At 72.5% G+C, this 22,732-nt stretch carries 21 protein-coding genes; 15 read left to right on the top strand and 6 right to left on the bottom strand.

Annotated elements, in window-relative coordinates:
• Positions 1-380 precede the first annotated feature (380 nt).
• The gene (locus IEZ08_RS28245; protein WP_068921361.1) at positions 381-650 is read right to left on the bottom strand and encodes a hypothetical protein; all 270 of its coding nucleotides are present in this window, start codon (positions 648-650) and stop codon (positions 381-383) included.
• A 389-nt stretch (positions 651-1,039) separates the two neighbouring features.
• Between IEZ08_RS28245 and IEZ08_RS28240 the strand changes: the two genes are divergently transcribed.
• The 12 genes from IEZ08_RS28240 (at position 1,040) to IEZ08_RS28185 (ending at position 12,229) form a co-directional block, all read left to right on the top strand.
• Positions 1,040-1,711 (top strand): hypothetical protein, encoded by a 672-nt coding sequence (locus IEZ08_RS28240; protein WP_229803581.1) that lies wholly within the window; start codon positions 1,040-1,042, stop codon positions 1,709-1,711.
• Position 1,712: 1 nt separating this feature from the next.
• Positions 1,713-2,516: a hypothetical protein gene (locus IEZ08_RS28235; protein WP_189243321.1), complete on the top strand. Its 804-nt coding sequence runs from the start codon at positions 1,713-1,715 to the stop codon at positions 2,514-2,516.
• A gap of 64 nt (positions 2,517-2,580) precedes the next feature.
• Positions 2,581-3,882, top strand: a complete 1,302-nt coding sequence (locus tag IEZ08_RS28230) for a TadA family conjugal transfer-associated ATPase (protein ID WP_068921364.1) — start codon at positions 2,581-2,583, stop codon at positions 3,880-3,882.
• Entirely contained in the window at positions 3,873-4,754 is an 882-nt protein-coding gene (locus tag IEZ08_RS28225; RefSeq protein ID WP_229803579.1) for a type II secretion system F family protein, read from the top strand. Before IEZ08_RS28230 ends, IEZ08_RS28225 begins: the two co-directional genes overlap by 10 nt.
• Positions 4,755-4,760: 6 nt before the next feature.
• Complete coding sequence (locus tag IEZ08_RS28220; protein ID WP_189243320.1) at positions 4,761-5,741, top strand: type II secretion system protein; 981 nt, start codon at positions 4,761-4,763, stop codon at positions 5,739-5,741.
• A gap of 2 nt (positions 5,742-5,743) precedes the next feature.
• The gene (locus IEZ08_RS28215; protein ID WP_068921366.1) at positions 5,744-5,989 is read left to right on the top strand and encodes a hypothetical protein; all 246 of its coding nucleotides are present in this window, start codon (positions 5,744-5,746) and stop codon (positions 5,987-5,989) included.
• On the top strand, positions 5,973-6,389 hold the full coding sequence (locus IEZ08_RS28210; RefSeq protein ID WP_189243319.1) for a TadE/TadG family type IV pilus assembly protein: 417 nt from the start codon (positions 5,973-5,975) through the stop codon (positions 6,387-6,389). The genes IEZ08_RS28215 and IEZ08_RS28210 overlap by 17 nt, the downstream gene beginning before the upstream one ends.
• The gene (locus tag IEZ08_RS28205) at positions 6,386-6,811 is read left to right on the top strand and encodes a TadE/TadG family type IV pilus assembly protein (RefSeq protein ID WP_176728386.1); all 426 of its coding nucleotides are present in this window, start codon (positions 6,386-6,388) and stop codon (positions 6,809-6,811) included. Before IEZ08_RS28210 ends, IEZ08_RS28205 begins: the two co-directional genes overlap by 4 nt.
• 49 nt (positions 6,812-6,860) lie before the next feature.
• Entirely contained in the window at positions 6,861-7,262 is a 402-nt protein-coding gene (locus tag IEZ08_RS28200) for a pilus assembly protein TadG-related protein (RefSeq protein ID WP_084779568.1), read from the top strand.
• 94 nt (positions 7,263-7,356) lie between these two features.
• On the top strand, positions 7,357-10,443 hold the full coding sequence (locus IEZ08_RS28195; RefSeq protein ID WP_229803577.1) for a BTAD domain-containing putative transcriptional regulator: 3,087 nt from the start codon (positions 7,357-7,359) through the stop codon (positions 10,441-10,443).
• Between the two features lie 56 nt (positions 10,444-10,499).
• Complete coding sequence (locus tag IEZ08_RS28190; protein WP_141703583.1) at positions 10,500-11,249, top strand: hypothetical protein; 750 nt, start codon at positions 10,500-10,502, stop codon at positions 11,247-11,249.
• On the top strand, positions 11,246-12,229 hold the full coding sequence (locus IEZ08_RS28185; protein WP_176728387.1) for a hypothetical protein: 984 nt from the start codon (positions 11,246-11,248) through the stop codon (positions 12,227-12,229). Before IEZ08_RS28190 ends, IEZ08_RS28185 begins: the two co-directional genes overlap by 4 nt.
• 104 nt (positions 12,230-12,333) lie before the next feature.
• On the opposite strand, the gene IEZ08_RS28180 is transcribed toward IEZ08_RS28185, so the two are convergent.
• The 5 genes from IEZ08_RS28180 to IEZ08_RS28160 form a co-directional block, all read right to left on the bottom strand.
• Positions 12,334-12,837: a methylated-DNA--[protein]-cysteine S-methyltransferase gene (locus IEZ08_RS28180; RefSeq protein WP_229803575.1), complete on the bottom strand. Its 504-nt coding sequence runs from the start codon at positions 12,835-12,837 to the stop codon at positions 12,334-12,336.
• A 104-nt stretch (positions 12,838-12,941) separates the two neighbouring features.
• Positions 12,942-14,402 carry an Ada metal-binding domain-containing protein gene (locus tag IEZ08_RS28175; RefSeq protein WP_068921370.1) on the bottom strand — a complete coding sequence of 487 codons (1,461 nt, stop codon included), beginning with the start codon at positions 14,400-14,402 and terminating at the stop codon, positions 12,942-12,944.
• 71 nt (positions 14,403-14,473) lie between these two features.
• Entirely contained in the window at positions 14,474-15,418 is a 945-nt protein-coding gene (locus tag IEZ08_RS28170; protein WP_068921371.1) for an NYN domain-containing protein, read from the bottom strand.
• 101 nt (positions 15,419-15,519) lie between these two features.
• Positions 15,520-15,717, bottom strand: a complete 198-nt coding sequence (locus IEZ08_RS40685) for an acyl-CoA carboxylase subunit epsilon (protein ID WP_189243318.1) — start codon at positions 15,715-15,717, stop codon at positions 15,520-15,522.
• Entirely contained in the window at positions 15,714-17,303 is a 1,590-nt protein-coding gene (locus tag IEZ08_RS28160) for an acyl-CoA carboxylase subunit beta (protein WP_189243317.1), read from the bottom strand. Before IEZ08_RS28160 ends, IEZ08_RS40685 begins: the two co-directional genes overlap by 4 nt.
• Positions 17,304-17,528: 225 nt before the next feature.
• Between IEZ08_RS28160 and IEZ08_RS28155 the strand changes: the two genes are divergently transcribed.
• From IEZ08_RS28155 to IEZ08_RS28145, 3 genes are all read left to right on the top strand, one after another.
• Entirely contained in the window at positions 17,529-18,308 is a 780-nt protein-coding gene (locus tag IEZ08_RS28155) for an ABC transporter ATP-binding protein (RefSeq protein ID WP_068921372.1), read from the top strand.
• Complete coding sequence (locus tag IEZ08_RS28150; protein WP_068921373.1) at positions 18,284-19,927, top strand: hypothetical protein; 1,644 nt, start codon at positions 18,284-18,286, stop codon at positions 19,925-19,927. The genes IEZ08_RS28155 and IEZ08_RS28150 overlap by 25 nt, the downstream gene beginning before the upstream one ends.
• Before the next feature lie 127 nt (positions 19,928-20,054).
• Complete coding sequence (locus IEZ08_RS28145; RefSeq protein WP_373294385.1) at positions 20,055-22,643, top strand: phosphoenolpyruvate carboxylase; 2,589 nt, start codon at positions 20,055-20,057, stop codon at positions 22,641-22,643.
• Positions 22,644-22,732 lie beyond the last annotated feature (89 nt).

Below are 22,732 nucleotides of genomic sequence, written 5' to 3'. Positions count from 1 at the left end.
AGCGGCACCGAAGAGATGTTCGCGGTAAACCGGGCGGTCCGGTGCCGCCTCGAACGAACTTGTGGAAAACTCGGCGGCCTGTGGATAACTACCTGCCGTAATCGGTGCGCTGCGCGCTGATCCGGGTGGCTCCTTCACGCCCCGGAGCGAACGGTTTCCCCTTCCCCCCGGCCGACGCGGTCGGGGCCGGTCGCGGCCGCATCCGGCCGATTCCCCTCCTGAGCATGAGAAAGCCGCGAGAAAGCCGAAAGAAAACGTCGCCCGACGGCGATTCGCCCCGTCGGGCGGAGCCGGCGGTTCCCCCGTCGGCCCTGATGGAGGCGCATGGTTTCCGGGCGTTCGAGGTGGCTGTGGATTCTCCGGACATACCTGTGGAAAACTCACCCGGCGCCCGGCGTGTCCCTCCGTGTGCGCGTCCTGGCCCGCAGCTCGTCGGCTTTCTCCTCCAGCAGCCCCGCGTAGGCGTTCACCTCGGAGGTGACCTCCACCAGCCCGGTCGCCGCCCGGTGCAGCCCGTCGACCATCTTCTCGGTGGCGGGAGCGGCGGCGAGCCGCTCGACCCCTCGGCGGCGCAGGCGCTCGACGGTCCTCCCGAGGAGGAGGCGGATGCGTCCCGAGTCCGGCGTGCCACGCCTGAACCACTTGGCCATAGGGCAAGGATGACACATTTTGAACAGGTTCAGGGTGAAAAGAGGTGTGCGAATGCGTGTCGTGAGGGTGAAGAGAACGAAGGGCGGCAAGATGTCGAGGAGGCGGTCCTGCATCAAGGTGAAAGTGATGTGGCGCCTGGTGTTCAGGTTTATTTATGTCCTTATCAACCCAATAAGTTGTGTGCCATCACTGTGAGTCGTAAGGTTTCCGTGGATCGGCGTTGACAGATGTGTTCCTATCGAACGAGCATTGATCCTCGCTTTTCCCCTACAGCCGGTCAGTGGGATGCACATAATGGCGTAAATTCGTCCGTAATCCCCGAAGTATGATCACTCAGGGAGTTCCCCCGCCCATGAGGACCAGCGAGAAATCAACGGGCCGTGCTCCGGTGAATGCCGAGCGTCCAGGTTCGGCGGGCGCCCTGTCGGGGCCGGCGTCGCGCAAACTCCCCATCTCCCCCCGGGAGCGCAGACCCGCGCTCGCCGCGCTCGCCGTCCTGCTCATCCTGGGCGGCGCGCTGGCCACCACTCTGCTGGTCATGCGCAGCGGTGACCGGGTCTCCGCGATCCAGATCACCCAGAAGATCGGCGCAGGCCAGCGGATCCCCCTGGAGGCGATGCGTGAGGTGCAGATCGCCGACACGGGCATCGGCTACGTGTCCTTCACCCACCGCGAGCGCATAGCGAAAGAGAACAACCACGCCCTCGTCACCCTGCTGCCCGGCACCCTGCTGATCAGGGACATGGTCGTCTCCTTCAGCGATGAGCTGGGCCCGGGGAAGGCCCAGGTGGGCCTGTCGCTCAAACCGGGCCAGATGCCCGCGACCCTTGACGAGGGCGACCGCGTCCAGGTCATCCACGTTCCCGGCAAGGGCAACGCAGAGCGGGGGCGGGTCCTGGCGCAGAGCGCGCTGGTCCACCGGATCGGCGATGGCCGCCCGGGATCGTCCGGTCCGTCGGGCCGGGTCACGGTGATCGTGGACAGCACGGTCGCGGCGACGATCGCCGCGTACGCCTCCAACGGCGAGATCGCCGTGGCCGGGTTGCCGGGAGAGGGCTGACGTGGCGCTCATCGTGCTGGCCGCCGACAAGGGCGCGCCCGGCGTGACCACGGCGGCCACGGCGCTCGGCGCGATCTGGCCGCGCCCGGTGCTGCTGGCGGAGTGCGACCCGGCGGGCGGTGACCTCGCCTACCGGCTGCCCGCGGCCGGCGGAGGGGTTCTCAACCCCGCAAAGGGGCTGCTCACCTTGGGCGCGACGGCCCGTCACGGGCTGAGCCACAGCCTGATCCACGAACACACGCAGAAGATGGTCGGCGGGCTGGACGTGCTGGCCGGGCTCACCCACGGGGAGCAGGCCGCCGGCCTGACCTGGCTCTGGGGCCCGCTCGGCCGGGCGCTGGCCACGCTGCCCCACGCCGACGTGCTGGCCGACTGCGGGCGCCTGGGCGGCCATCCCGAGCTGGGCGAGCTGATCACCGAGGCGGCGCTGACGGTCCTGTTCACCAGGGCGAACCTGGACCATGTCGCCCACCTGCGTGAGCGGCTCCAGGTCATGCCCCGCGGCACGCAGGTCGGGGTGGTGGTCATCTCCGACCCCCGGCAGTACCGCGCCACGATCGACGAAGTCCGCCGGATCGTGGCCGCCACCGGCAAGGACGTCGCGTTCGTGGCAGGGCTCGCGCACGACCCGAAGGGCGCGGAGCTGCTGCGCGGGCAGTGGGGCGGCCGCCTGGACCGCTCACTGCTGATCCGCACCGCCCGAGAGCTCGCCGGTCGCCTGGCGGCCCACGTCGCTCCCGGTCCTCCCGGTGCTCCCGGCGTTCCCAGTGTTCCCGGCGTTCCGGGCCGCAGGGAGGCCTCGTGAGTGAGCGGGGCAAGCGAGCCGTGGGCACAGCGGCATCGCGCACGCGGCCGAGAGAGGAGGGCGCGTGAGCATCGACCACGGTCTGGTGAAGCGGTTCCGGCAGGAGGTCGGCGACCGGCTGGCGCACCAGCGCCGCCTGGACCAGGCCAGCGGCCTGACACCGATGACGGGAGAGGACGAGCGCCAGTTCGCCCGCGCCCTGATCGCGCAGGTTCTGGAGGAGTTCGCCCGCGGTGAGATCGGCGTCGGCCGTACCCCGCCCACCGCCGAGGAGGAGGAGGCGCTCGCCGCCGGGATCCACGCGGCGCTGTTCGGCGTGGGCCGCCTGCAGCCGCTGCTCGACGACCCCGAGGTCGAGAACATCGACATCAACGGCTGCGACCGGGTCTTCGTCGGCTACGCCGACGGCCAGGAGCTCATGAGCGATCCGGTCGCCGAATCCGATGAGGAGCTGGTCGAGCTGATCCAGGTCCTCGCCGCCTACAGCGGCCTGTCCAGCAGGCCCTTCGACACCGCCAACCCCCAGCTCGACCTGCGCCTGCCGGACGGCTCCCGGCTCTCGGCGGTCATGGACGTCACGGTCCGCCCGGCCGTCTCCATCCGTCGGGCCCGCTTGGGCAAGGTCTTCCTCAGCGACCTGGTGGGCAACGGCACGCTCACCCCGGAGCTGGGCCGTTTCCTGTCGGCGGCGGTGGGCGCCCGGAAGAACATCATGATCGCCGGCTCCACCAACGCCGGGAAGACGACCCTGCTGCGCGCGCTCGCCAACGAGATCCCGCCGGCGGAGCGGCTGATCACCGTCGAGCGCGCCCTGGAGCTCGGCCTCGACCAGTTCCCCGAGCTGCATCCCAACGTGGTGGCCTTCGAGCAGCGCCTGCCCAACTCCGAGGGGCAGGGCGAGATCTCCATGGCCGAGCTGGTCCGCCGGTCCCTGCGGATGAACCCGTCCAGGGTGATCGTGGGCGAGGTCCTCGGCGACGAGATCGTCACCATGCTCAACGCGATGACCCAGGGCAACGACGGCTCGTTGTCCACGATCCACGCCAACTCCTCGATGGAGGTCTTCAACCGGATCGCCACCTACGCGCTCCAGGCCTCCGAACGGCTGCCGGTCGAGGCCACCCACATGCTGATCGCGGGCGCGATCGACTTCGTGGTCTTCATCGAGAAGCGCAACGACTACGCCAGGGGCGGCACGCTGCGCCGCTTCGTGTCGAGTGTGCGCGAGGTGGCCGGAGTCGACGGCAGAGTGCTCTCCTCCGAGGTCTTCACGCTCTCCCCGGACGGCCGTCTCCTGCCGCACGCGCCCCTGTCCTGTCTGGAGGAGCTCTCCCAGTACGGTTACGACCCCGGGGGGTGGATGTGATCCCGCTCCCGCCGGAAGTCGTCGATCCGCTGGTGCTCCTGGCCGGGGCGGCGGTCGGCGGCGGCCTGTTCCTGCTCGGCCTGGCCCTGTACGGCACACGCCCGCGCCCGGCCGGTCCCGGCCGGAAGACCGGGCGGCGCGAGCTGGTCCGGGCCCTGTCCACCCGCTCCGGGGTGGGGGTGATCGCCGGAGTGGCCGTGCTCGCGGTGACCGGCTGGCCGGTCATGGCGGCCGGGGCCGTACTGCTCGCCCTGGGGTGGCGGGGCCTGTCCGGCGGCGCGGCCGAGGAGCGCGCGGCGATGCGGCGGCTGGAGGGCCTGGCGGCCTGGACCGAGTCGTTGCGGGACACCATCGCCGGAGCCTCCGGCCTGGAGCAGGCGATCCCGGCGTCCATCCGCGCCGCGGCCCCCATGCTCCGCCCGCACCTGCGCGCGCTCGTGGACCGGCTGCACACCCGGATGCCGCTGCCCGACGCGCTGCGCCTGTTCGCCGACGAGCTCGACGACCCCTCGGCCGACCTGGTCGTCGCCGCGCTGATCCTCAACTCCCGGCTGCGCGGCCCGGGCCTGCGCGACGTGCTCGGCGCGCTCGCCGTGTCGGCCCGCGAGGAGCTCGACATGCGCCGCCGCGTCGAGGCCGAGCGCCGCTCCACCCGGCGCAGCGTGCAGATCGTGGTCGGCGCGGCCGTCGCCTTCGCGGCGTTCCTGGTCGTCTTCAATCCCGACTACGTCGCCGAGTACGACGACGCCCTCGGTCAGGCCGTCCTCGTGGTGGTCGCCGGATTCTTCGGCGCCGGGTTCGCCTGGATGCGCCGCCTGGCCCGGTTCGACAAGCCCGCCCGCCTGCTGGGCCCGTCCGTTCGAAAGGGGTGACACGTGATGGTTGAGCCCCTGCTGGTGGGAGGAGTGGCCGGGCTCGGGGTTTTCCTGCTGATACGGGCGCTGTTCCCGGCCCGGCCCGGCCTGGTGACGCGGCTGCTGGCCCTGGACGCGGCCCGGGAGGGCACCGGCGCCCCGCGCGTGCAGCTGGCCCTGCCCGACGAGGAGGTCAGCGCCTTCCGGCGCGGGCTGGGCGCGAGGATGGCCCGCTTCTACGCGGCCCGGGGCTGGGAGGTCCGCTCGGCCAGGGCGGACCTGGCGCTGCTCGGCAAGTCGCTGGAGGGTTTCCTGGCGACCAAGGTGCTGCTGGCGGCCTCCGGACTGCTGGCCTTCCCGCTGCTGGCCGGGTGGCTGGCACTGATGGGGTGGGGGATCTCCCTGACGATCCCGCTCTGGGCGGCGATCACCTTCGCCGTCGTCTTCTTCTTCCTGCCCGACCTGCAGATCAGACGGGACGCCGCCCGGATGAGGCGCGACTTCCGGCACGTCGTCGGGGCCTTCCTCGATCTGGTGGCGATGAACCTGGCCGGCGGGCGCGGTGTGCCCGAGTCGCTGATGATGGCGGTCTCCGTGGGCACCGTGGGCACCGCGGGCACCGCGGGAGGTATGGCGGGAGGTACGGCGGGAGCCTCCGACGACGAGGGCGCCAACTGGGCGATGACCCGCATCCGCGAGGCCCTCACCAACGCCAGGATCGTCGGCATCACCCCCTGGCAGGCGCTCGGCCAGCTCGGCGACGAGATCGACGTGGACGAGCTGCGTGACCTGTCGGCCGCGCTGGGCCTGGTCGCCGACGACGGCGCCAAGGTCCGCGCCTCCCTGACCGCGCGCGCCGCGACCCTGCGCCGGCGAGAGCTGGCCGAGGTGGAGGGTCAGGCGGGAGAGCGGTCCCAGTCGATGCTCGTCGCACAGCTCCTGCTCTGCGCGGGCTTCATGATCTTTTTGAGTTTCCCGGCCGCTATGAAGATGTTGGGGTCCTGACCATGCTGAATCATCCGTGGATCGCCTATGCGGTCGCGTTGCTGAACGTGCGGATCGACAGAGCCCGTACCGCTCCCACCCGCGGCGCCTCGGCCGTCGAGTGGGTCATCATCACCGCCATCATCGCCGCGGTCGCCCTCGGCCTCGCCACGCTCATCAGGCAGCTGGTCCAGGAGAAGCAGGGCGAGATCTCCGATACCTTCGGCGGAGGCGGTGGCGGCGGGGGCGACGGTGGCGGAGAACCGTGACCGGGAGCGGGGCGCCACCGTCGTCGAGCTAGCGATGATCATGCCGGTGGTGCTGGTGGTCGTCCTGCTCATCGTGCAGTTCGCGCTCTGGTTCCACGGGCGCCAGGTGGCCGACGCCGCCGCGCGCGAGGGGGCCCGGCTGGCCCGGATCGACAGTGAGTCCTGGCAGGGGGACGCCGAGGCGCGGGCCGATGAGGTGATCCGGGCCGTCGGCCCGAAGCTCCTGGAGGGCGCCACCGTCACGGCGTGGGAGGAGGGGGACCGGCGCGGCGTCGAGGTCACCGCGACCGCGGTGCAGGTCGTCCCGCTGCTGCCGGCCACGACGTTCACCATCACCGCGCGCTTCGGCGGCCCGGTGGAGTGCTTCCGCCCCGACGACGGGAGCGAGGGATGCGAATGAGCCGCCGCCCCGGCCGGGCCCGGTCACGGGTACGGCGTGACCGCGAGCGCGGATCGTTGTCGGCGGAGACGGTGCTGCTCGCCCCGGTCTTCCTGCTGTTCCTGCTGTTCCTGGTCGGCGCGGGGCGGGTGGTGGAGGCCCAGGGCGAGGTCAACGGCGCGGCCAGGGACGCGGCCCGGGCCGCGTCGGTCGAGCGCGCCCGGTCCGAGGCCGAGACCGCCGCGTCCGCCGCGGCGGAGGACGCCCTGGCGGGCGAGTGCGAACCGCGGGTCGACCTGTCGGGCACGGTCTGGGAGGAGGGGGGTCGGGTCAGGGCCGAGGTGAGCTGCTCCATGGACCTGGGCTTCCTCGGTTTCGGCGTGGTCAAGGAGGTCCGGGGGGACTCGGTGGTTCCGCTGGAACAGTTCCGGAGGGTCGACTGACATGCGTTGCTCGGGCTCCGGCGGCCGTACCGGGCGGGAACGAGGGTCGATGTCGGTCTTCACGGTGCTCTTCTCCGTGGTCGTCTTCCTGCTGGCGGGCCTGCTGGTGGACGGCGGGGCCGCGATCAACGCCCGGTTGCGCGCGGCGGACGTCGCCGAGCAGGCGGCCCGGGCCGGCGCCGACCAGCTCGACGTCGAGTACCTGCGCGAGACCAGCCGGGCCCGCCTGCTGGCGAGCGACGTCGTGTGCGAGGCGGCCGGAGAGATCGTCTCCGGCCACGCGGGCGGTGATGTCGGCCTCGTGGCGTGCGAGGCCGGCGACGCGGAGGTGGGGGTGACGGTGTCCGTCCGCTGGGAGGCGTTCTTCCTCGCCGCTCTCGGTTTCCCCGGAGGGGAGATGGAGGCGACGGCCACGGCCGGTCCCGACACGGGAGAGGCACCGGTGCCGTGACGAGGCGGAAGACGGGAACGGGGCCAGACCGATTGTGACGAACCGCTGGCCGGGAGGGACGCCGAGGACGAATCTGAAAACGGAGGGGAGAGGCATGCCGACGCGACAGCCCACGCGTATCAAGCCCAGGCGCACCGCCGGTGACCTGTTCGCCGGGCTGGGCGCTCTGATCGTGCTGGTCGCGCTCATCGGCGGAGTCCCCTACGCGCTGCTCCGGCTCGCCGGGCCGCCGATCCCACCCGAACTGCTCAACCTCGACCTGCTGAACAGTCAGGTCGGCACCAGCACGATCGTCGCCATCCTGGTGCTGCTGGTCTGGCTGGCCTGGCTGCAACTGGTCGTCTGCGTGGTCGTCGAGCTCTACGCGGGGCTGCGCCGGGTGGGCATGCCCGCGAGGGTGCCCCTCTCCGGCGGCACCCAGGCGCTGGCCAACCGGCTGGTCACGGCGGTCCTGCTGCTGTTCACGGTATCGGCGGCGGCCGTGCCGTTCGTGAAACCGGGCGGCCCGCCCGCCCGGCCCGCGCCCGTCTCCGCCACGTTGACCGCGCCTCCCCTCACCGTCGAGCGGGAGCCGCTGGCCCCCGTGGCGAAGGCGAAGAAGGTCTACGTGGTCCAGCCGCCGCACGGGCGTCACCACGAGAGCCTGTGGGAGATCGCCGAGAAGTGCCTCGGTGACGGCCGTCGCTATCCGGAGATCTACCGGCTCAACCAGCACAAGGAGCAGCCGGACGGCAGCCGTCTGCGCATGGCCGATCTGATCAGGCCCGGTTGGGTGCTCGACATGCCGGACGACGCCAGGAACGTCCACATCGTCCCCGCCACCCAGTCCCGCACCGCCACCCTCGAAGAGCATCCGGGGAGGCCCGCCGAGCTCGACGGCCGTACCCACACCGCCGACCCCGTCCGGACCGGCCTGCCCGGCACATCCCCGGTCCCGGGCACGGACACCAAGCCCAAGCCCCCGGCCTCGGGTACCGAAACCTCCGTCCTCCCCGACCGCGCCGTACCGGAAGGCACGGGCGCGGCGTCTGACCGGCGGCAGGACACCGGGTCCGGCGGAGGGTCGCGTGACTCCGGGAGGCCGGGGGACCTGTACGGCGCCGCGGGGCCGGAGACGGAGGGGCGTGACGGCGCCGGGCCCGGCCGGCCGGGGCGGGAGAGCGCCGGTGAGGACACCGGGGGAGGCCGCGGGGAGGCCGCGGAGGACGTCGGGCAGAACGCCGGGGAGGCCGCCGATCGGGACACCGGCACCGGGCAGGGCAGCGCGGAGGTCGACGAGGGGGACACCGAGGGGGACACCAAGGGGGACGCCGAGGCAACCGCCGCGGACGGGGCCGGTGAGCGAGACGACGCGCCGGGCATGCTCGACTACCTGGCGGGGGCCTCGCTCGCGGCGGCGGGGCTGCTGGCCGCGCTCGGCCGCAGGCGCAGGGAGCAGCTCTGGCACCGGGCGTTCGGACGGCGGATCGCCCGCCCCCGGGAGGACGCGGCCCAGGCCGAGCTGGCGCTCAGGCTGGGCGCCGACGCCCCGGGGAGCCGGATGCTGGACATGGGGCTGCGCCTCCTCGGCCGGTCCCTGGCGGCCGCCGGGCGGGTCCCGCCCACGGTCTACGCCGCCCATCTGTCCCCGCGCCATCTCGACCTGTGGATCCACCCCGCCGACCCCGGCGCCCCCGAGCCGTGGGTCGCGCACGACGGCGGCCAGGTCTGGCGGCTTCCCGCGCACGAGGGGCGGCTCCTCGACGAGGGGTCACTCGCCGACGCGCCCGCGCCGTACCCCGGACTGGTCTCCCTCGGCTCCACCGGGGACGGCCGGGTACTGGTCGACCTCGAGGCGGCCCACGGGCTGATCAACATCACGGGGAGCCGGACCACCGCGGCCCTGGCCGCGCTCGCCGTCGAGCTGGCCACCAACCGGTGGTCGGACCGGATGCGCATCACCCTGGTCGGCTTCGGCGAGGAGCTCGCCGCGATCGCCCCCGACCGGATCACGTGCGCGGGCAGCCTGGCCGAGGTCCTGCCGGAGCTGGAGGCGCGGGCGAACGATCACGGGCCCGGCGCGGAGGTGCTCACCGGACGGATCAACGGCCGCGCCGCCGACCCGGCCTGGTCGCCGCAGTACCTGCTCTCGGCGATCTCCCCGAGCGCCGAGGAGGCCCGTCGGCTGGCGGTGCTGGCCAGGAAGGGCACCCGGACGGCCGCCGGTTACGTCGTCGCGGGTGACGTCCCGCACGCCACCTGGACCTGGGAGATCACGGAGGAGGGCACGGCCAGGGTGGACGCGCTCGGCTTCGAGGTGGACGCCCAGCTGCTGCCCCGGCGGCAGTACCGCGCGCTGGCCGAGCTGTTCGCGACGGCACGGCGGCTGGAGGGGGAACCCCTGCCGGAGGAGCCCGAGCACGAACCCGTCACCGAGGCGCCCTCGGTCGAGGTGCGGATCCTCGGCTCCATCGAGGTCACCGGCCCGCCGCCGATGGAGCAGGGCCGGGCCGGCCTCGCCGTCGAGCTCGTCGTCTACCTGGCGACCCATCCCGACGGAGTGCACCCGGTCGTCCTCGGCGGCATCCTGTGGCCGCGCGGTGTCCAGTCCGTGGTCCGGGACGCCACGATCGCCCGCGTCGCCGCCTGGCTCGGCACCGACGCCGCGGGCCGGCCCAATCTCTTCACCGACGAGTCGGGACGGCTCCGGCTCGGTCCCGGGGTGCGGACCGACTGGGCGCTCTTCCGCGACCTCGTCAGGAGGTCGCACGCGGACGCCGCGGCGCGCGCCGTACTGCTGGACAGGGCTCTCGGGCTGGTGCGCGGGCCGCTGCTGAACGGCCGCCCCCGCGGCCGCTACTCCTGGCTGGCCGCCGACGACCTCGAGTACAACGTGACGGCGAGCGTCGCGGACGCGGCGCACCGGCTCTGCGAGGTACGGCTGGCGGAGGGCGAGGCCGACCAGGCGGTGGCGGCGGTACGGGCGGGGCTGCTGCTGGCCGCCGATGACGAGGGGCTCTGGCGGGACCTGCTCAGGGCCACTCACATGACCGGCGACCACGCCCGCCTGCGGGCCGTGGCCGACGCCCTGCAGCGGCGGGCCGCCTCCCACCCCTACGGCGGCGGGATGGCGCCGGAGACCGAGGCGCTCATCGACGAGCTGCTGCCCACCTGGCGGATGAGCTCGGCGCCGTCGGCATGAGCGGGCACCGGGTGGAGGCCGAGATGAGACGTCACGGAGGGAGGGCGCGGCCGGCCATGCCGATCCGTGCATACCGCTGGTCCCGTACGGCGGGTGCTTCTAGCGTGATCGGCGTGGGTGCCGTGATCGTGCTGGCGCTGACCGGGCTGACGGGCTGCTCCCCGCCGGCCGAGGAGGCGTTCGTCCCGGCCGACCGGGTGGCGGGCGCGTCCGGGGCGCCCTCGGCCGGATCGACCGGGTCGCCGGGGAGCGCGCCCGGCTCGCCGTCGCCCGCCGGGAGCTCACCGGAACCCGAGACGGTTCAGGCGGCGCCGGGCGTGCGGGTGACCGTCGAGCCGCCGGCCGGAGCCGACCCCGCCACCGCCGAGATGGTCGCCGCCTTCCGCGACTACTACGCCGGCTCCCTCCGGGTGGTCGCCGCGGGGGAGAAGGGCCCGGCTGCGGGCGACACCGCCTATCTCGACCTCCTGGGGAGGGACGCGGTCCGGCAGGACTACGAATGGGTGTCGGCGTACCGGGACGACCACCGCGCGCTGCGCGGGACGATCCGGTTGTACGGGTTCGAGGCCGAACCGCTGAAGGACCGCGGTGACCGTGGCGTACGGCTCAACGTGTGCGTGGACATGTCGCGGACCCAGACGGTGGACACGCGTACGGGCAAGGCGGTCGCGAAGCGGGAGGCGTGGATGGGCAAGCCCTTCCTGCACGCCGCCGACATGTGGGAGGACGGCGACGGCGTCCGCCGCATCCAGTACCTGCGCCACGCCCTGTACCCCAGTGAGCGAGTGGAGAGGTGCATACGATGATCATCAATGGGATCGCCGTGGGAACCCTGCTGCTCGCGGTGGGAACGGCGCCGGTGACGGCGGGCGTGGTACCCGCCGCGGAGACCGGGAGGGCCACGGGAGCGGTGGGCGAGCCGCCGTCCGGAGAGGGGTTCCAGGACGGCCGGACGGCCGGGGTCCGCCTGCGGAACTCCCAGATCGTCCTCAGCGGGAACGGCCTGGGGGGCAGGAGCGACGGGTACCGGCTCAAGCGCCCGTGCTGGTACGAGCCATACAAGAACGCCGATGACATGCTGAAAATACAGGAAAGGGATAAGGACTGGTGGTTCCGTACCTCGCCGGACGACAGCGAGGAGGAGCAGCAGAGGTTCCTTGAGCAGTTCAAGGACAAGATCGGCAAGGATGGCAGGTGGTGGACCTCCGCCTACAACGAGGCGGATCCCAACGGGATCAGCTGCCGCAGGAACCTGGCCCCCTTCGTGTGGGTGCCACCGGGTACCACCCCGCCCGGCGGGATCACCCTGGCCGAGCTCGTCGAGATCGCCCGCGCCGCGCTGACCGTGCCCGAGCCGAGGGTCAAGTTGAGTCCCGACGCCACGAGCTACGTCAACCTGCCGACCTGGGTCTGGCTGGACGGCGTCGGCGAGACGACCCGGTCGGTGACCGCCACGATCCCGGGCGTCATGAGCGCCACCGTGACCGCCGCCCTCTCCGACATCGAGATCGACCCCGGCACGACCGCCGACCGGGCCGAGGTCAGGGAGGACTGCGGCCGGGGCGGCAGGCCGTACACCAAGGGGGCCGAGTTCACCTGCGGCGTGCGCTACCTGCGCGCCTCGGCCGACCAGCCCCGCGAGGTCTACGAGCTGACGGTGACCGCGGTCTGGCCCGTCGAGGTCGAGGACGACGTGGTGCCCTTCGCCTACGACCCCGTCGAGGTCGGGGCCACCCGCGACGTCCCGGTGGGCGAGGTGCAGAGCACCGTCAGGAAGGGCGGTTAGTCCCGGCGCGCCGGGTGGTCAGGTGTCCGCCCGTCGTCCCGGCCCTCATCGCGAGGGATCCGGGCCCCGATGGGGGACCCGGGTCCGCCGTGGCAGGAGCGGGGTCAGCGGGTGCCGGACTCGTGGGCCAGGAGCCACTGCTTGACCTCGGTGCCGTAGTAGTAGCCGCCGTAGCCGCCGGTGGAGGGCAGGACGCGGTGGCACGGGACGAACGGGGCGATCAGGTTCTGCGCGCACGCTCCCCCGGCCGCCCGGGCCGCCGTACGGGGCATACCGGCCCGCTCGGCCAGCTCGGCGTAGGTGACCGTGGTCCCGGGCGGCACCTCGCGCAGCGCCGTCAGGAGCTGCTGCCGCCTGGGCGTGCCGGGCTGGCTCACCGGCACGGCGTCCAGGGCCTTCAGGTCGCCGTCCAGGTAGTCCCGTACGGCCTGCGCGGCGTGGCCCAGGTCGCCGACCCGGGTGAGGCCCCGGGCCCGAAGGGCGGGCGAGAGCCGGGCGAACATCACCTCGGGATCGGCGGTGAATCCCGCCGCGACGAGGACCCCCTCGTGGGAGAGGAGCGCCAGCGGCCCGGCCGGGGTGGGGAGGACCTGCGCCTCGATCATCATGACTCCTTCGGTCGTCGGGCTCGTCAGGGATGCGGGGAATGCCGGGGATGTCGGGGACGTGGGGGACGTCGGGGACGCTGCCGGTACGGCAGCCGTGGCGGGGGTCATTCGGAGCTCCAGAGGTGCAGGGCGGCGTACGCCCGCCACGGGCGCCAGCGGTCGACGTGGTCGTCGGGGATGCCGAGGCACGCCATGGCCCGCCGCAGCCCGAGGTCGCCCTCCGGCCAGGCGTCCGGGTCGCGCAGTGCCCGCAGCGCGATGTAGCCGGCCGTCCACGGCCCGATCCCCGGAACCTCCAGGAGCGCGGCCACGGCGTCGCCCGGTTCCTGTCCCCCGTCCAGGTCGACCTCGCCGGCCGTCACCTTCGCCGCGAGCGCCCTCAGCGTGGCCACCCGCCGCCCGGTCAGCCCGAGCCCGTCCAGGTCGGCCTCCAGCAGCTCCCCGGCGGAGGGGAACAGGCGCATGGGTTCCCCGGCCGCTGCTCCGGCGGGGATCTCCACGGGCCTCCCGGCGCGGGCGACGATGCGCCCGAGGAGGGTGCGGGCTCCGGCGACGGAGATCTGCTGGCCGACCACGGCGCGCACGGCCACCTCGAAGCCGTCCCACGCGCCGGGGACCCGCAGGCCGGGACGGGCCTCGACGAGCGGGCGCAGCGAGGTCTCCCCCAGGGCGGAGGCGATGGCCTCCGGGTCGGCGTCGAGGTCGAGCAGGCGACGGCAGCGCGCGACGATGTGGGCCAGCCGCCGGGTGTCGCCGAGGCTCGTCTCCAGGCGGATGTGCCCGGGGAGCGGGACCAGGGTGATCACGCCGCCGGGGACGGCGCGGGTGTAGCTCCACCCGCTCCCGGAGCCGCCCGGACCGCCGTACCCGTCCGGAGCCTCGACGCGCTCCAGGCCGGGAATCGCCCGGGCGTGGAGGAAGCGCATCAGGCTGACCGCGTCGTACGGCTCCCGCCGGTGCAACCGGAGCGTCAGCGCGTCCCCGGCGACCCGCACGCCCGCCGTGGCCCTCAGCTCGCCGGGCGTGAAGCCGTACGTCTCCTTCATCGTCGCGTTGAACTGCCGCACGCTCCCGAACCCCGCCGCGAACGCCACGTCGGTGATCGGCAGGCCGGTCTCGGTGAGGAGCTGCTTGGCGAGCAGCAGCCGCTTGGTCCGGGCCACGGCCAGCGGTCCCGCGCCGAGTTCGGCGGTGAACAGCCGGTGCAGGTGCCGTTCGGTGATGTGCAGCCGGCCGGCGAGTCCGGAGACCCCGCCGTCGTCGGCCGCGCCCTCCTCGATCAGCCGCAGCGCCCGGCCGATCAGGTCGCCACGGTGGTCCCAGCCGGGGTCGCCGGGGCTGAGCTCGGGACGGCACCGCTTGCACGGGCGGAATCCGGCCGCCTCGGCGGAGGCGGCGTGACGGTAGAAGCGCACGTTGCGCGAGGCGGGCGTGCGCGCCGGGCAGATCGGGCGGCAGTAGATGCCGGTCGAGGTGACCGCCGTGTAGAAACGCCCGTCGAAACGGGCGTCCCGCGCGGCCACCGCGCGGTAACAGGAATCGAAGTCGAGCTCTCTCACGGACACATGAAAGACGCTATCCGCAGCTCCACCCGGACGGCTGGCGGAAAACGGACGTGACCGTCAGATCGGGTGGATCACTTGGACGAGATGCCGACGCCCAGGTCGAACTCGCGGTAGACGCGGGCCCAGAAGCCGTCGCGGAGCCAGACGCGGGCCTCGGGGAACGGGCGCAGGGAGTGGCCGAGCTCCTTCTCGGCCTCGATCAGCAGCTCGGTGTCGATCACCGTCGGCAGCAGCGGGCCGGGGAGCAGGTCGCGGATGTTGTCGCGGCCGCGGGTGAGGATCCACTTCTGGGCGACGTGCTCGCCGACCTCCTCCACCCGGGGGCGGCTGGGGCCGAGCTTGGTGACCTGGCCGGCGGCCGGGGCCTTGGGCTTGATCGCCGCGGGGGTGCGGCCCGCGAAGACCTGGGCGGGAGAGGGCGTGACCGGGGCGACCGGGACGGGCTGGGGGGCGCGGCTGAAGAAGTCGCGGAGGAAGTCGGCGGTGAGGATCTCGACGGTGTCGGCCTCCCAGACGAGGCGCTCGGCCTGGTTGGTGCCGTAGGGCGGCTCGACGCCCCACAGGTGGATCCGCACGCCGTAGGCCTGGGCGGCCTCGACCGCCGGAACCATGTCCTCGTCGCCGGCCAGTAGGATCGTGTCGCTCACCGCGTGGTGCCGGGCCAGCGCCTCCAGGTCGCTCCTGATCTGGGCGTCCACGCCCTTCTGCTGACCGCGCGCGTTGAGGTTGCCCAGGCGCACCTTGACCCAGGGGAGCTGGGCGATGACGCGCTGGTCCACGGTCGGGACGCGGTCGCGGGCCGCGTCGTACCAGTAGATCCGGAGCAGCTCGCCCTGGATGCGGGCCTCCGCGTGCTTCTGCAGTGCCTGGATCAGTTCGTCCGCTGCGACGCGGTACTCCTTGCGTTCCTTGGCGCCGAGCAGCACCTCTCCCGCCGCGGCGTACAGATATCCGACGTCGACGAGGACGGCGTACTTCGCGGTGATGGGACGGGTGGTGAGGTCAAGGATGGCCATGTCGTCCTCCAGGCCTCGTGACTAACTGATCGGCTGACTATATGCGCCCATTTCTTAGATGGTCCCAACTCTCGCGCGACTTGACACCATGTTCCGCGGATCTATCTTGGCAAGCCGCTTGATCGCCATGCCCCTTGCCCAAATGGAAGGGGCTTTCGTTGATAATGCGCAGGGTTACGCCAATTTTTCGGCTTTTGTACGGCTTTAGCTTGCGGAATCGTCCGTGACGCGAGAGCGATCACGACCGCGGCGATCTCCTCCGGAGTCGCGTTCCCATTGATGATCTTCAAGTGCGTCACAGCGGGATGTTCCCATGCTTCTTCGGCGGCAGGGCGGCGCGCTTGTTGCGCAGGGCGCGCAGGGCGCGGACGATCTGCACGCGGGTGTCGGACGGTCGGATCACCGCATCCACATACCCTCTTTCCGCCGCGAGATACGGGTTGGCGAGGGTGTCCTCGTATTCGGTGATCAGCCGGGCCCGCTCGGCGTCCGGATCGGCGGCCGCGGCGAGCTCGCGCCGGTAGAGGATGTTGACCGCGCCCTGCGCGCCCATCACGGCGATCTGGGCGGTCGGCCAGGCCAGGTTGACGTCGGCGCCGAGGTGCTTGGAGCCCATGACGTCGTAGGCGCCGCCGTACGCCTTCCGGGTGATCACCGTGACCAGCGGCACCGTCGCCTCCGCGTAGGCGTAGAGCAGCTTGGCGCCCCGGCGGATGATCCCGTTCCACTCCTGGTCGGTCCCCGGCAGGAAGCCCGGGACGTCGACGAACGTCAGGACCGGGATGTTGAAGGCGTCGCAGGTGCGGACGAACCGTGCGGCCTTCTCCGAGGCCGCGATGTCCAGCGTGCCGGCGAAGCTCATCGGCTGGTTGGCCACCACCCCGACCGAGTGCCCCTCGACCCGGCCGAAGCCCACCAGGATGTTCGGCGCGAACTGCGCGTGCAGTTCCAGGAACTCGCCGTCGTCCAGGACGTGGGCGATCACTTCGTGCATGTCGTAGGGCTGGTTGGCCGAGTCGGGGATCAGCGTGTCGAGCTCGCGGTCCTCGTCGGTGGTCTCCAGGACCGGCTCGGCGTCGAGGGCCGGGGCCTCGTCCATGTTGTTGGACGGCAGGTAGGACAGCAGCGCCCGGGCGAACTCCAGGCAGTCGGCCTCGTCGCTCGCCTCGTAGTGCGCCACGCCCGACCGGGAGTTGTGCGTGTGCGCGCCGCCGAGCTCCTCGAACGTCACCTCCTCGCCGGTGACCGTCTTGATGACGTCCGGTCCGGTGATGAACATGTGCGACTTCTCCGACACCATGAGCACGAAGTCGGTGAGCGCCGGGGAGTAGACCGCGCCGCCCGCGCAGGGACCCATGATCAGGGAGATCTGCGGGATCACCCCGGAGGCGTGCACGTTCCGCTTGAAGATCTCGGCGTAGAGGCCGAGGGAGACGACGCCCTCCTGGATGCGGGCCCCGCCGGAGTCGTTGATGCCCACCACCGGGCAGCCGGTCTTGAGGGCGTGGTCCATGACCTTGACGATCTTCTCGCCGAAGACCTCGCCCAGCGACCCGCCGAACACCGTGAAGTCCTGCGCGAACACCGCCACCGGGCGGCCGTCCACCGTGCCGTGCCCGGTCACCACGCCGTCGCCGTACGGACGCTCGCGCTCCAGGCCGAAGCTCGTGGACCGGTGCCTGGCCAGCGTGTCGAACTCCACGAAACTGCCGGGGTCCAGGAACGCCAGGACCCGCTCCCGGGCGGTCATCTTGCCCTTGGCGTGCTGCCTCTCCACCGCGCGGGCGGATCCGGCGTGGGCGGCCTCGTCCAGGCGACGCTCCAGGTCGGCGAGTTTGCCCGCCGTCGTGTGGATGTCGATCTCGGCGTGTACGGGCTCAGTCACGGACTCAGTCACGGGCTCAGCACTCACTTGGTCGCTCACCGCTCCTCATTCGCTGCGCGGGCCGCTCGTTCCTCGCGATCCACTCCGCTCACCGCGTCGGGTCCGCTCCGGCTCATAGCCCAGAAGAGTAACCGCCTCCTGACATCCCGAACTATCCGGGTGACCCGTTCGTTGCCAGGGGAGAAGCGGAGATCCCTAGTAGGGAAATATGACAAAGTGGGCGTCATGACGGACATCACGGACGCTGTACGGACCCAGGGGCTGTTCAAGCGGTTCGGGGAACAGGTGGCTGTGGGCGGGGTCGATCTCATGGTCCCCCGGGGCAGCTTCGCCGGACTGGTCGGTCCCAACGGCGCCGGCAAGACCACCACGCTGAGCATGGTCACGGGTCTGCTCCGTCCGGACGCCGGACTCATCCACATCGACGGCGCCGACGTCTGGCGCGACCCCGTCGCCGTCAAGGCCCGCATCGGCGTCCTGCCCGAGGGGCTGCGCCTGTTCGAGCGCCTGTCCGGCAGGGAGCTGCTCTCCTACAACGGCCAGCTGCGCGGCATCCCCAAGGCCGAGGTGGAGCGGCGCGCCGAGGAGCTCCTGCGCGTCATGGACCTCACCGAGTCCGCCGACAAGCTCGTCGTCGACTACTCCACCGGCATGCGCAAGAAGATCGGCCTGGCCGCCGCGCTGCTGCACAACCCGAAGGTGCTCTTCCTGGACGAGCCGTTCGAGGGCGTCGACCCGGTCAGCGCCAACACCCTGGTCGAGGTGCTGCGCCGCTACACCGCCTCCGGAGCGACCGTCGTCTTCTCCAGCCACGTCATGGACCTCGTCGAGCGCCTGTGCGACTGGGTCTCGGTGATGAACCGCGGTCAGATCGTCGCGCAGGGCCCGCTGGAGGCGGTGCGCGGCGGCCGGAGCCTCAACGAGGCGTTCCTGGGCCTGGTCGGCGCACCCGCGAACGGGAACGGGGAGGAGGGGCTGTCGTGGCTGGGCGCGACCTCGGCATGAGCCCGGACAGAGCGTTCCCCGGGGCGGGGAACGGCCAGGCGGGCGCCGTCCGGGTGGGTCCATCGATCTTCGTCCGGCTCAAGCTCCGGCTGATCGCCGGGAACCTGCGCGGCGACACCACGCGCCTGCTCGGCTTCATCTTCACCCTGATCGCCGCCCTCCTCGTCGCCTCCTCCGGCTTCATCGTCATGGCGATGCTGCGCCTGGCCCCCGCCGACATCGCGCTGGACGCCGGGATCGTGCTGTTCACCGCCCTCCTGGTCGGCTGGGCGATCGTGCCGCTGCTGGCCTTCGGCCTGGACGACACCCTCGACCCGTCCCGGCTCGCGCTGCTCCCGCTGCGGACCGGGCAGCTCGCGGCCGGCATGTTCGCCTCCTCCGTCACCGGTGTCTGGCCGATCGCCACCCTGGTCATCACCTCCGGTGCGATCGTGGGCCTGGCCGGCGGGATCGGCGGCGTGCTCGTCGGCGTCGTCGCCGTGCTGCTCCAGTTCGCCCTGTGCGTCGTCGTCTCCCGGCTGATCACCACCTCGCTGTCCGGTGTGCTGCGCACCCGCCGCGGCCGGGACGTGCTCGCGATCTCGGCGATCTTCGTCGTCGTGGCCGCCCAGCTCCCCAACCTCCTGATCAATCGGGGGATCGGCGGCGACCCGCTGGCGGTGCTGCGGGGCCTGGCCTCGGCGCTGCGCTGGACCCCGCCGGGCATGGCGGCGCACGCCGTCGCCGACGGCGGCGCCGTGGCCCTGGCCGAGCTGGCCGTCCTCGCCGTCCTGGTGGCCGTGATCGGGTGGCTCTGGATCGCGGCGCTGCGCCGGGCGCTGGTCACCACGGACGCCTCCACCGAGGGCGCCTCGGTCCGAAACTCCCGCGGCCTGCTGGCCCGCGTCCTGCCCGACGGGCAGCTGGCGGCGGTCGCCACCAAGGAGCTCAAGTACGCCCGCCGCGACCCCCGCGGCCGGGTCGGCTGGTTCGCCGCCCTCGCGGTCACCGGCATCATGGCCTTCTCCCTCAACGGGCAGGAGGGGACCTCGCCCAGCGCCGCGCTCGCCATCGGCCCCGCCTGCATCGGCGCCTTGATGATCAGCCTGCAGTCGTGCAACTCCTTCGGCATCGACGGCCGCTCGTTGTGGATGAACTCCATGGCGTACGGCACCGCCCGCGACTGGCGGACCGACCTCGCCGGGCGGCACCTGGCGGTGGCGACGATCGCGGTCCCGGTGCTCGCCGTGCTGTCGGTGATCGCGGGCCTGCTCGCCGGGAACGTCGGCTGGGCGCTCCCCGCCGTGATCTCCTCCTGGGGCGTGCTGGGCGTCGGGCTGGGCGTGGGCGCGGTGACGAGCGTGCTGATGCCGTACACCGTCCCGGAGCGGCTCAACGCCTTCACCGGGGCGGCGCCGGGGCAGGGCGGCATCGCCTTCGCGGGGTCGTTCGGGGCGATGCTCGGCACCGGCCTGTTGATGCTGCCCGTCACGCTGCCCGTGCTGTTCGGCCTCTCCTGGGTGGGGGTGCTCGCCCTGCCGTACGGGATCCTGATCTCCTGGGGCGGGCGCAGGCTCGCCGGGAACATCGGGTTCACCCGGTACCCGGAGATCCTGGGCGCCATCTCCCGGCCCGCCTGAGCCGCTCACCGGTGGTCTAGTCCAATAGGTGAGACCGCCCTCCGCGGGAGAAAACGCTCTCGCTACGCTGGCAGGCATGTCCGCCAGCGCGCCCCATCAGGCAGAACGTTCTTCCGCTGTCACCGAGATGCCCGACGAGCTCCGCGCGGACGTGCGGCTGCTCGGTGGGCTCCTGGGGCAGGTCATCGCCGAACACGGCGGGGACGACCTGCTCGCCGATGTCGAACGCCTCCGCAAGGCCGTCATCGCGGCCCGTCGCCGGGAGGTCTCCGTCGAGGAGATCACCGCGATGGTCGCCGAGTGGCCGATCAGCCGGGCCGTCAAGATCGCCCGGGCCTTCACCTGCTACTTCCACCTGGCGAACCTGGCCGAGGAGCACTTCCGCATCCGGACGCTCCGCTCCCGCGACACCGGCGAGCAGCCGCTCCCGGAGTCGCTGGCCCAGACCGTGCAGGAACTCGGCGACGAACGCGTCGCCGAGCTCGTCGAAGGGCTGCGGCTGCACCCGGTGCTGACCGCGCACCCCACCGAGGCGCGCAGGCGCGCCGTGGTGACCGCGATCCAGCGGGTCAGCGGTCAGCTCGCCGCCTACAACGACCCCGGGCGCGGCGCGTCCGAGCGCGCCGAGACCCGGCGGCGGCTGCTGGAGGAGATCGACCTGCTCTGGCGGACCGCCCAGCTCCGGCACACCAAGCTCGACCCGCTGGACGAGGTCCGCACCGCGATGGCGGCCTTCGACGAGACGCTGTTCCGGATGGTCCCCCAGGTCTACCGCGCGATGGACGCCGCGCTCGGTGAGGACAGCGGCACGCGCGAGCCGCGGACCCGGCCCTTCATCCGCTACGGCAGCTGGATCGGCGGCGACCGGGACGGCAACCCCAACGTCACCGCCAAGGTGACCAGGGACGCCCTGCTCATCCAGTCCGAGCACGTGCTGATCGCCCTGGAGAACGCCACCCTGCGGATCGCCCGCAGCCTCACCGTCACCGCCGAGTACACCCCGGCCTCGCCGGAGCTGCGCACCGCGCTGGCCGCCGCCGAGAACGACCATCCCGAGCTGGTCTCCGAGATGGCCACCCGCTCCCCGCGGGAGCCGCACCGGCAGTGGCTGCTGTACGTCGCGGCCCGGATCGCCGCCACCCGGCAGCGTGGCCTCGACCTGGCCTACCGCTCGCCGGAGGAGTTCCTGGCCGACCTGCGCCTGGCCCAGGCGTCCCTGGCCGCCGCCGGGGCGCGGCGGCAGGCGTACGGCGAGCTGCAGCACCTGATCTGGCAGGCCGAGACGTTCGGCTTCCACCTGGCGGAGCTGGAGGTGCGCCAGCACTCGCAGGTCCACGCCACCGCGCTGGCCGAGATCGCCGCGGGTGAGACCTCCGAGCGCACGGACGAGGTGCTGGCCACCATCCGGACGATCGGCTGGATCCAGGAGCGGTTCGGCGTGACCGCCTGCTCCCGCTACGTCGTCTCCTTCACCCGCTCGGCCGACGACATCGCCGCGGTCTACGAGCTGGCCCGGCACGCCCTCGGCGAGCGGGCGCCCGCGCTCGACGTGGTCCCGCTGTTCGAGTCCGGGGCCGACCTGGCCGCCGCGCCCGCCGTGCTCTCCGGGATGCTCCAGATCCCCGGCATCCAGGCCCGCCTCGCGGTCAACGGCCGCCGCCTGGAGGTCATGCTCGGCTACTCCGACTCGGCCAAGGAGCTCGGCCCGGCCGCCGCCACCCTGAAGCTGTACGAGGCACAGGAGGCGCTGGCCGCCTGGGCCGCCGAGCACGATGTGCGGCTGACCCTCTTCCACGGCCGGGGCGGCGCCCTGGGCCGGGGCGGCGGACCGGCCAACCGGGCCGTGCTCGCCCAGGCCCCCGGCTCGGTCGGCGGCCGGTTCAAGGTCACCGAGCAGGGCGAGGTCATCTTCGCCCGGTACGGCCACGAGGCCATCGGCCGCCGTCACCTGGAGCAGGTCACCTCCGCGGTGCTGCTCGCCTCCACCCCGGCCGTCGAGGCCCGCACCGCCGAGGCCGCCGCGCGCTTCCGCTCGGTGGCCGGACGGGTCGCCTCCGCCTCGGAGAAGGCCTACCGGTCGCTGACCGAGGCGCCCGGCTTCCCCGAGTGGTTCTCGCTGGTCAGCCCGCTGGAGGAGATCGGCTCGCTCCGGCTGGGGTCCCGCCCGGCCCGCCGCGGCCTGGGCGCGCCCCGGTCCCTGGACGACCTGCGGGCCATCCCGTGGGTGTTCGCCTGGGCGCAGACCCGGGTCAACCTGCCCGGCTGGTACGGCCTGGGCAGCGGCCTGGAGGCGGTCGTCTCCGAGACCGGGATCGAGGAGCTGCGCGCCGCCTACCGCGAGTGGCCGCTGTTCGCCTCCCTGCTGGACAACGTGGAGATGTCCCTGGCCAAGACCGACCGGGAGATCGCCTCCCGCTACCTCGCGCTCGGCGGCCGGGACGACTTCATGGAGCAGGTCCTGGCCGAGTACGACCTGACCCGCCGCCTGGTCCTGGAGGTCACCGGCCACACCCGCCTGCTGGAGAACCGCCGGGTGCTGTCCCGCGCGGTCCAGCTCCGCGACCCGTACGTGGACGCGCTCTCCCACCTCCAGCTCCGGGCCCTGTCCCGGCTCCGCGCCGACGAGGACCTGCCGGAGGACGAGCGCGACCGGCTGTCCACGCTGCTGCTGCTGTCGGTCAACGGCGTCGCCGCGGGCCTGCAGAACACCGGCTGATCCCGTGCCCGTGCCGTACGGCCCGCGCCCCGGACCGCGGGTCGCGGGCCGTGCGCCGTCCTGCGTTCGGGGAACGGCCTGTCTCCGTG

Origin of the sequence: Planobispora rosea (assembly GCF_014648175.1) — a bacterium.
GTDB classification, from domain to species: Bacteria; Actinomycetota; Actinomycetes; order Streptosporangiales; family Streptosporangiaceae; genus Planobispora; species Planobispora rosea.
This window is presented reverse-complemented; position numbering and strand designations above follow the sequence as displayed.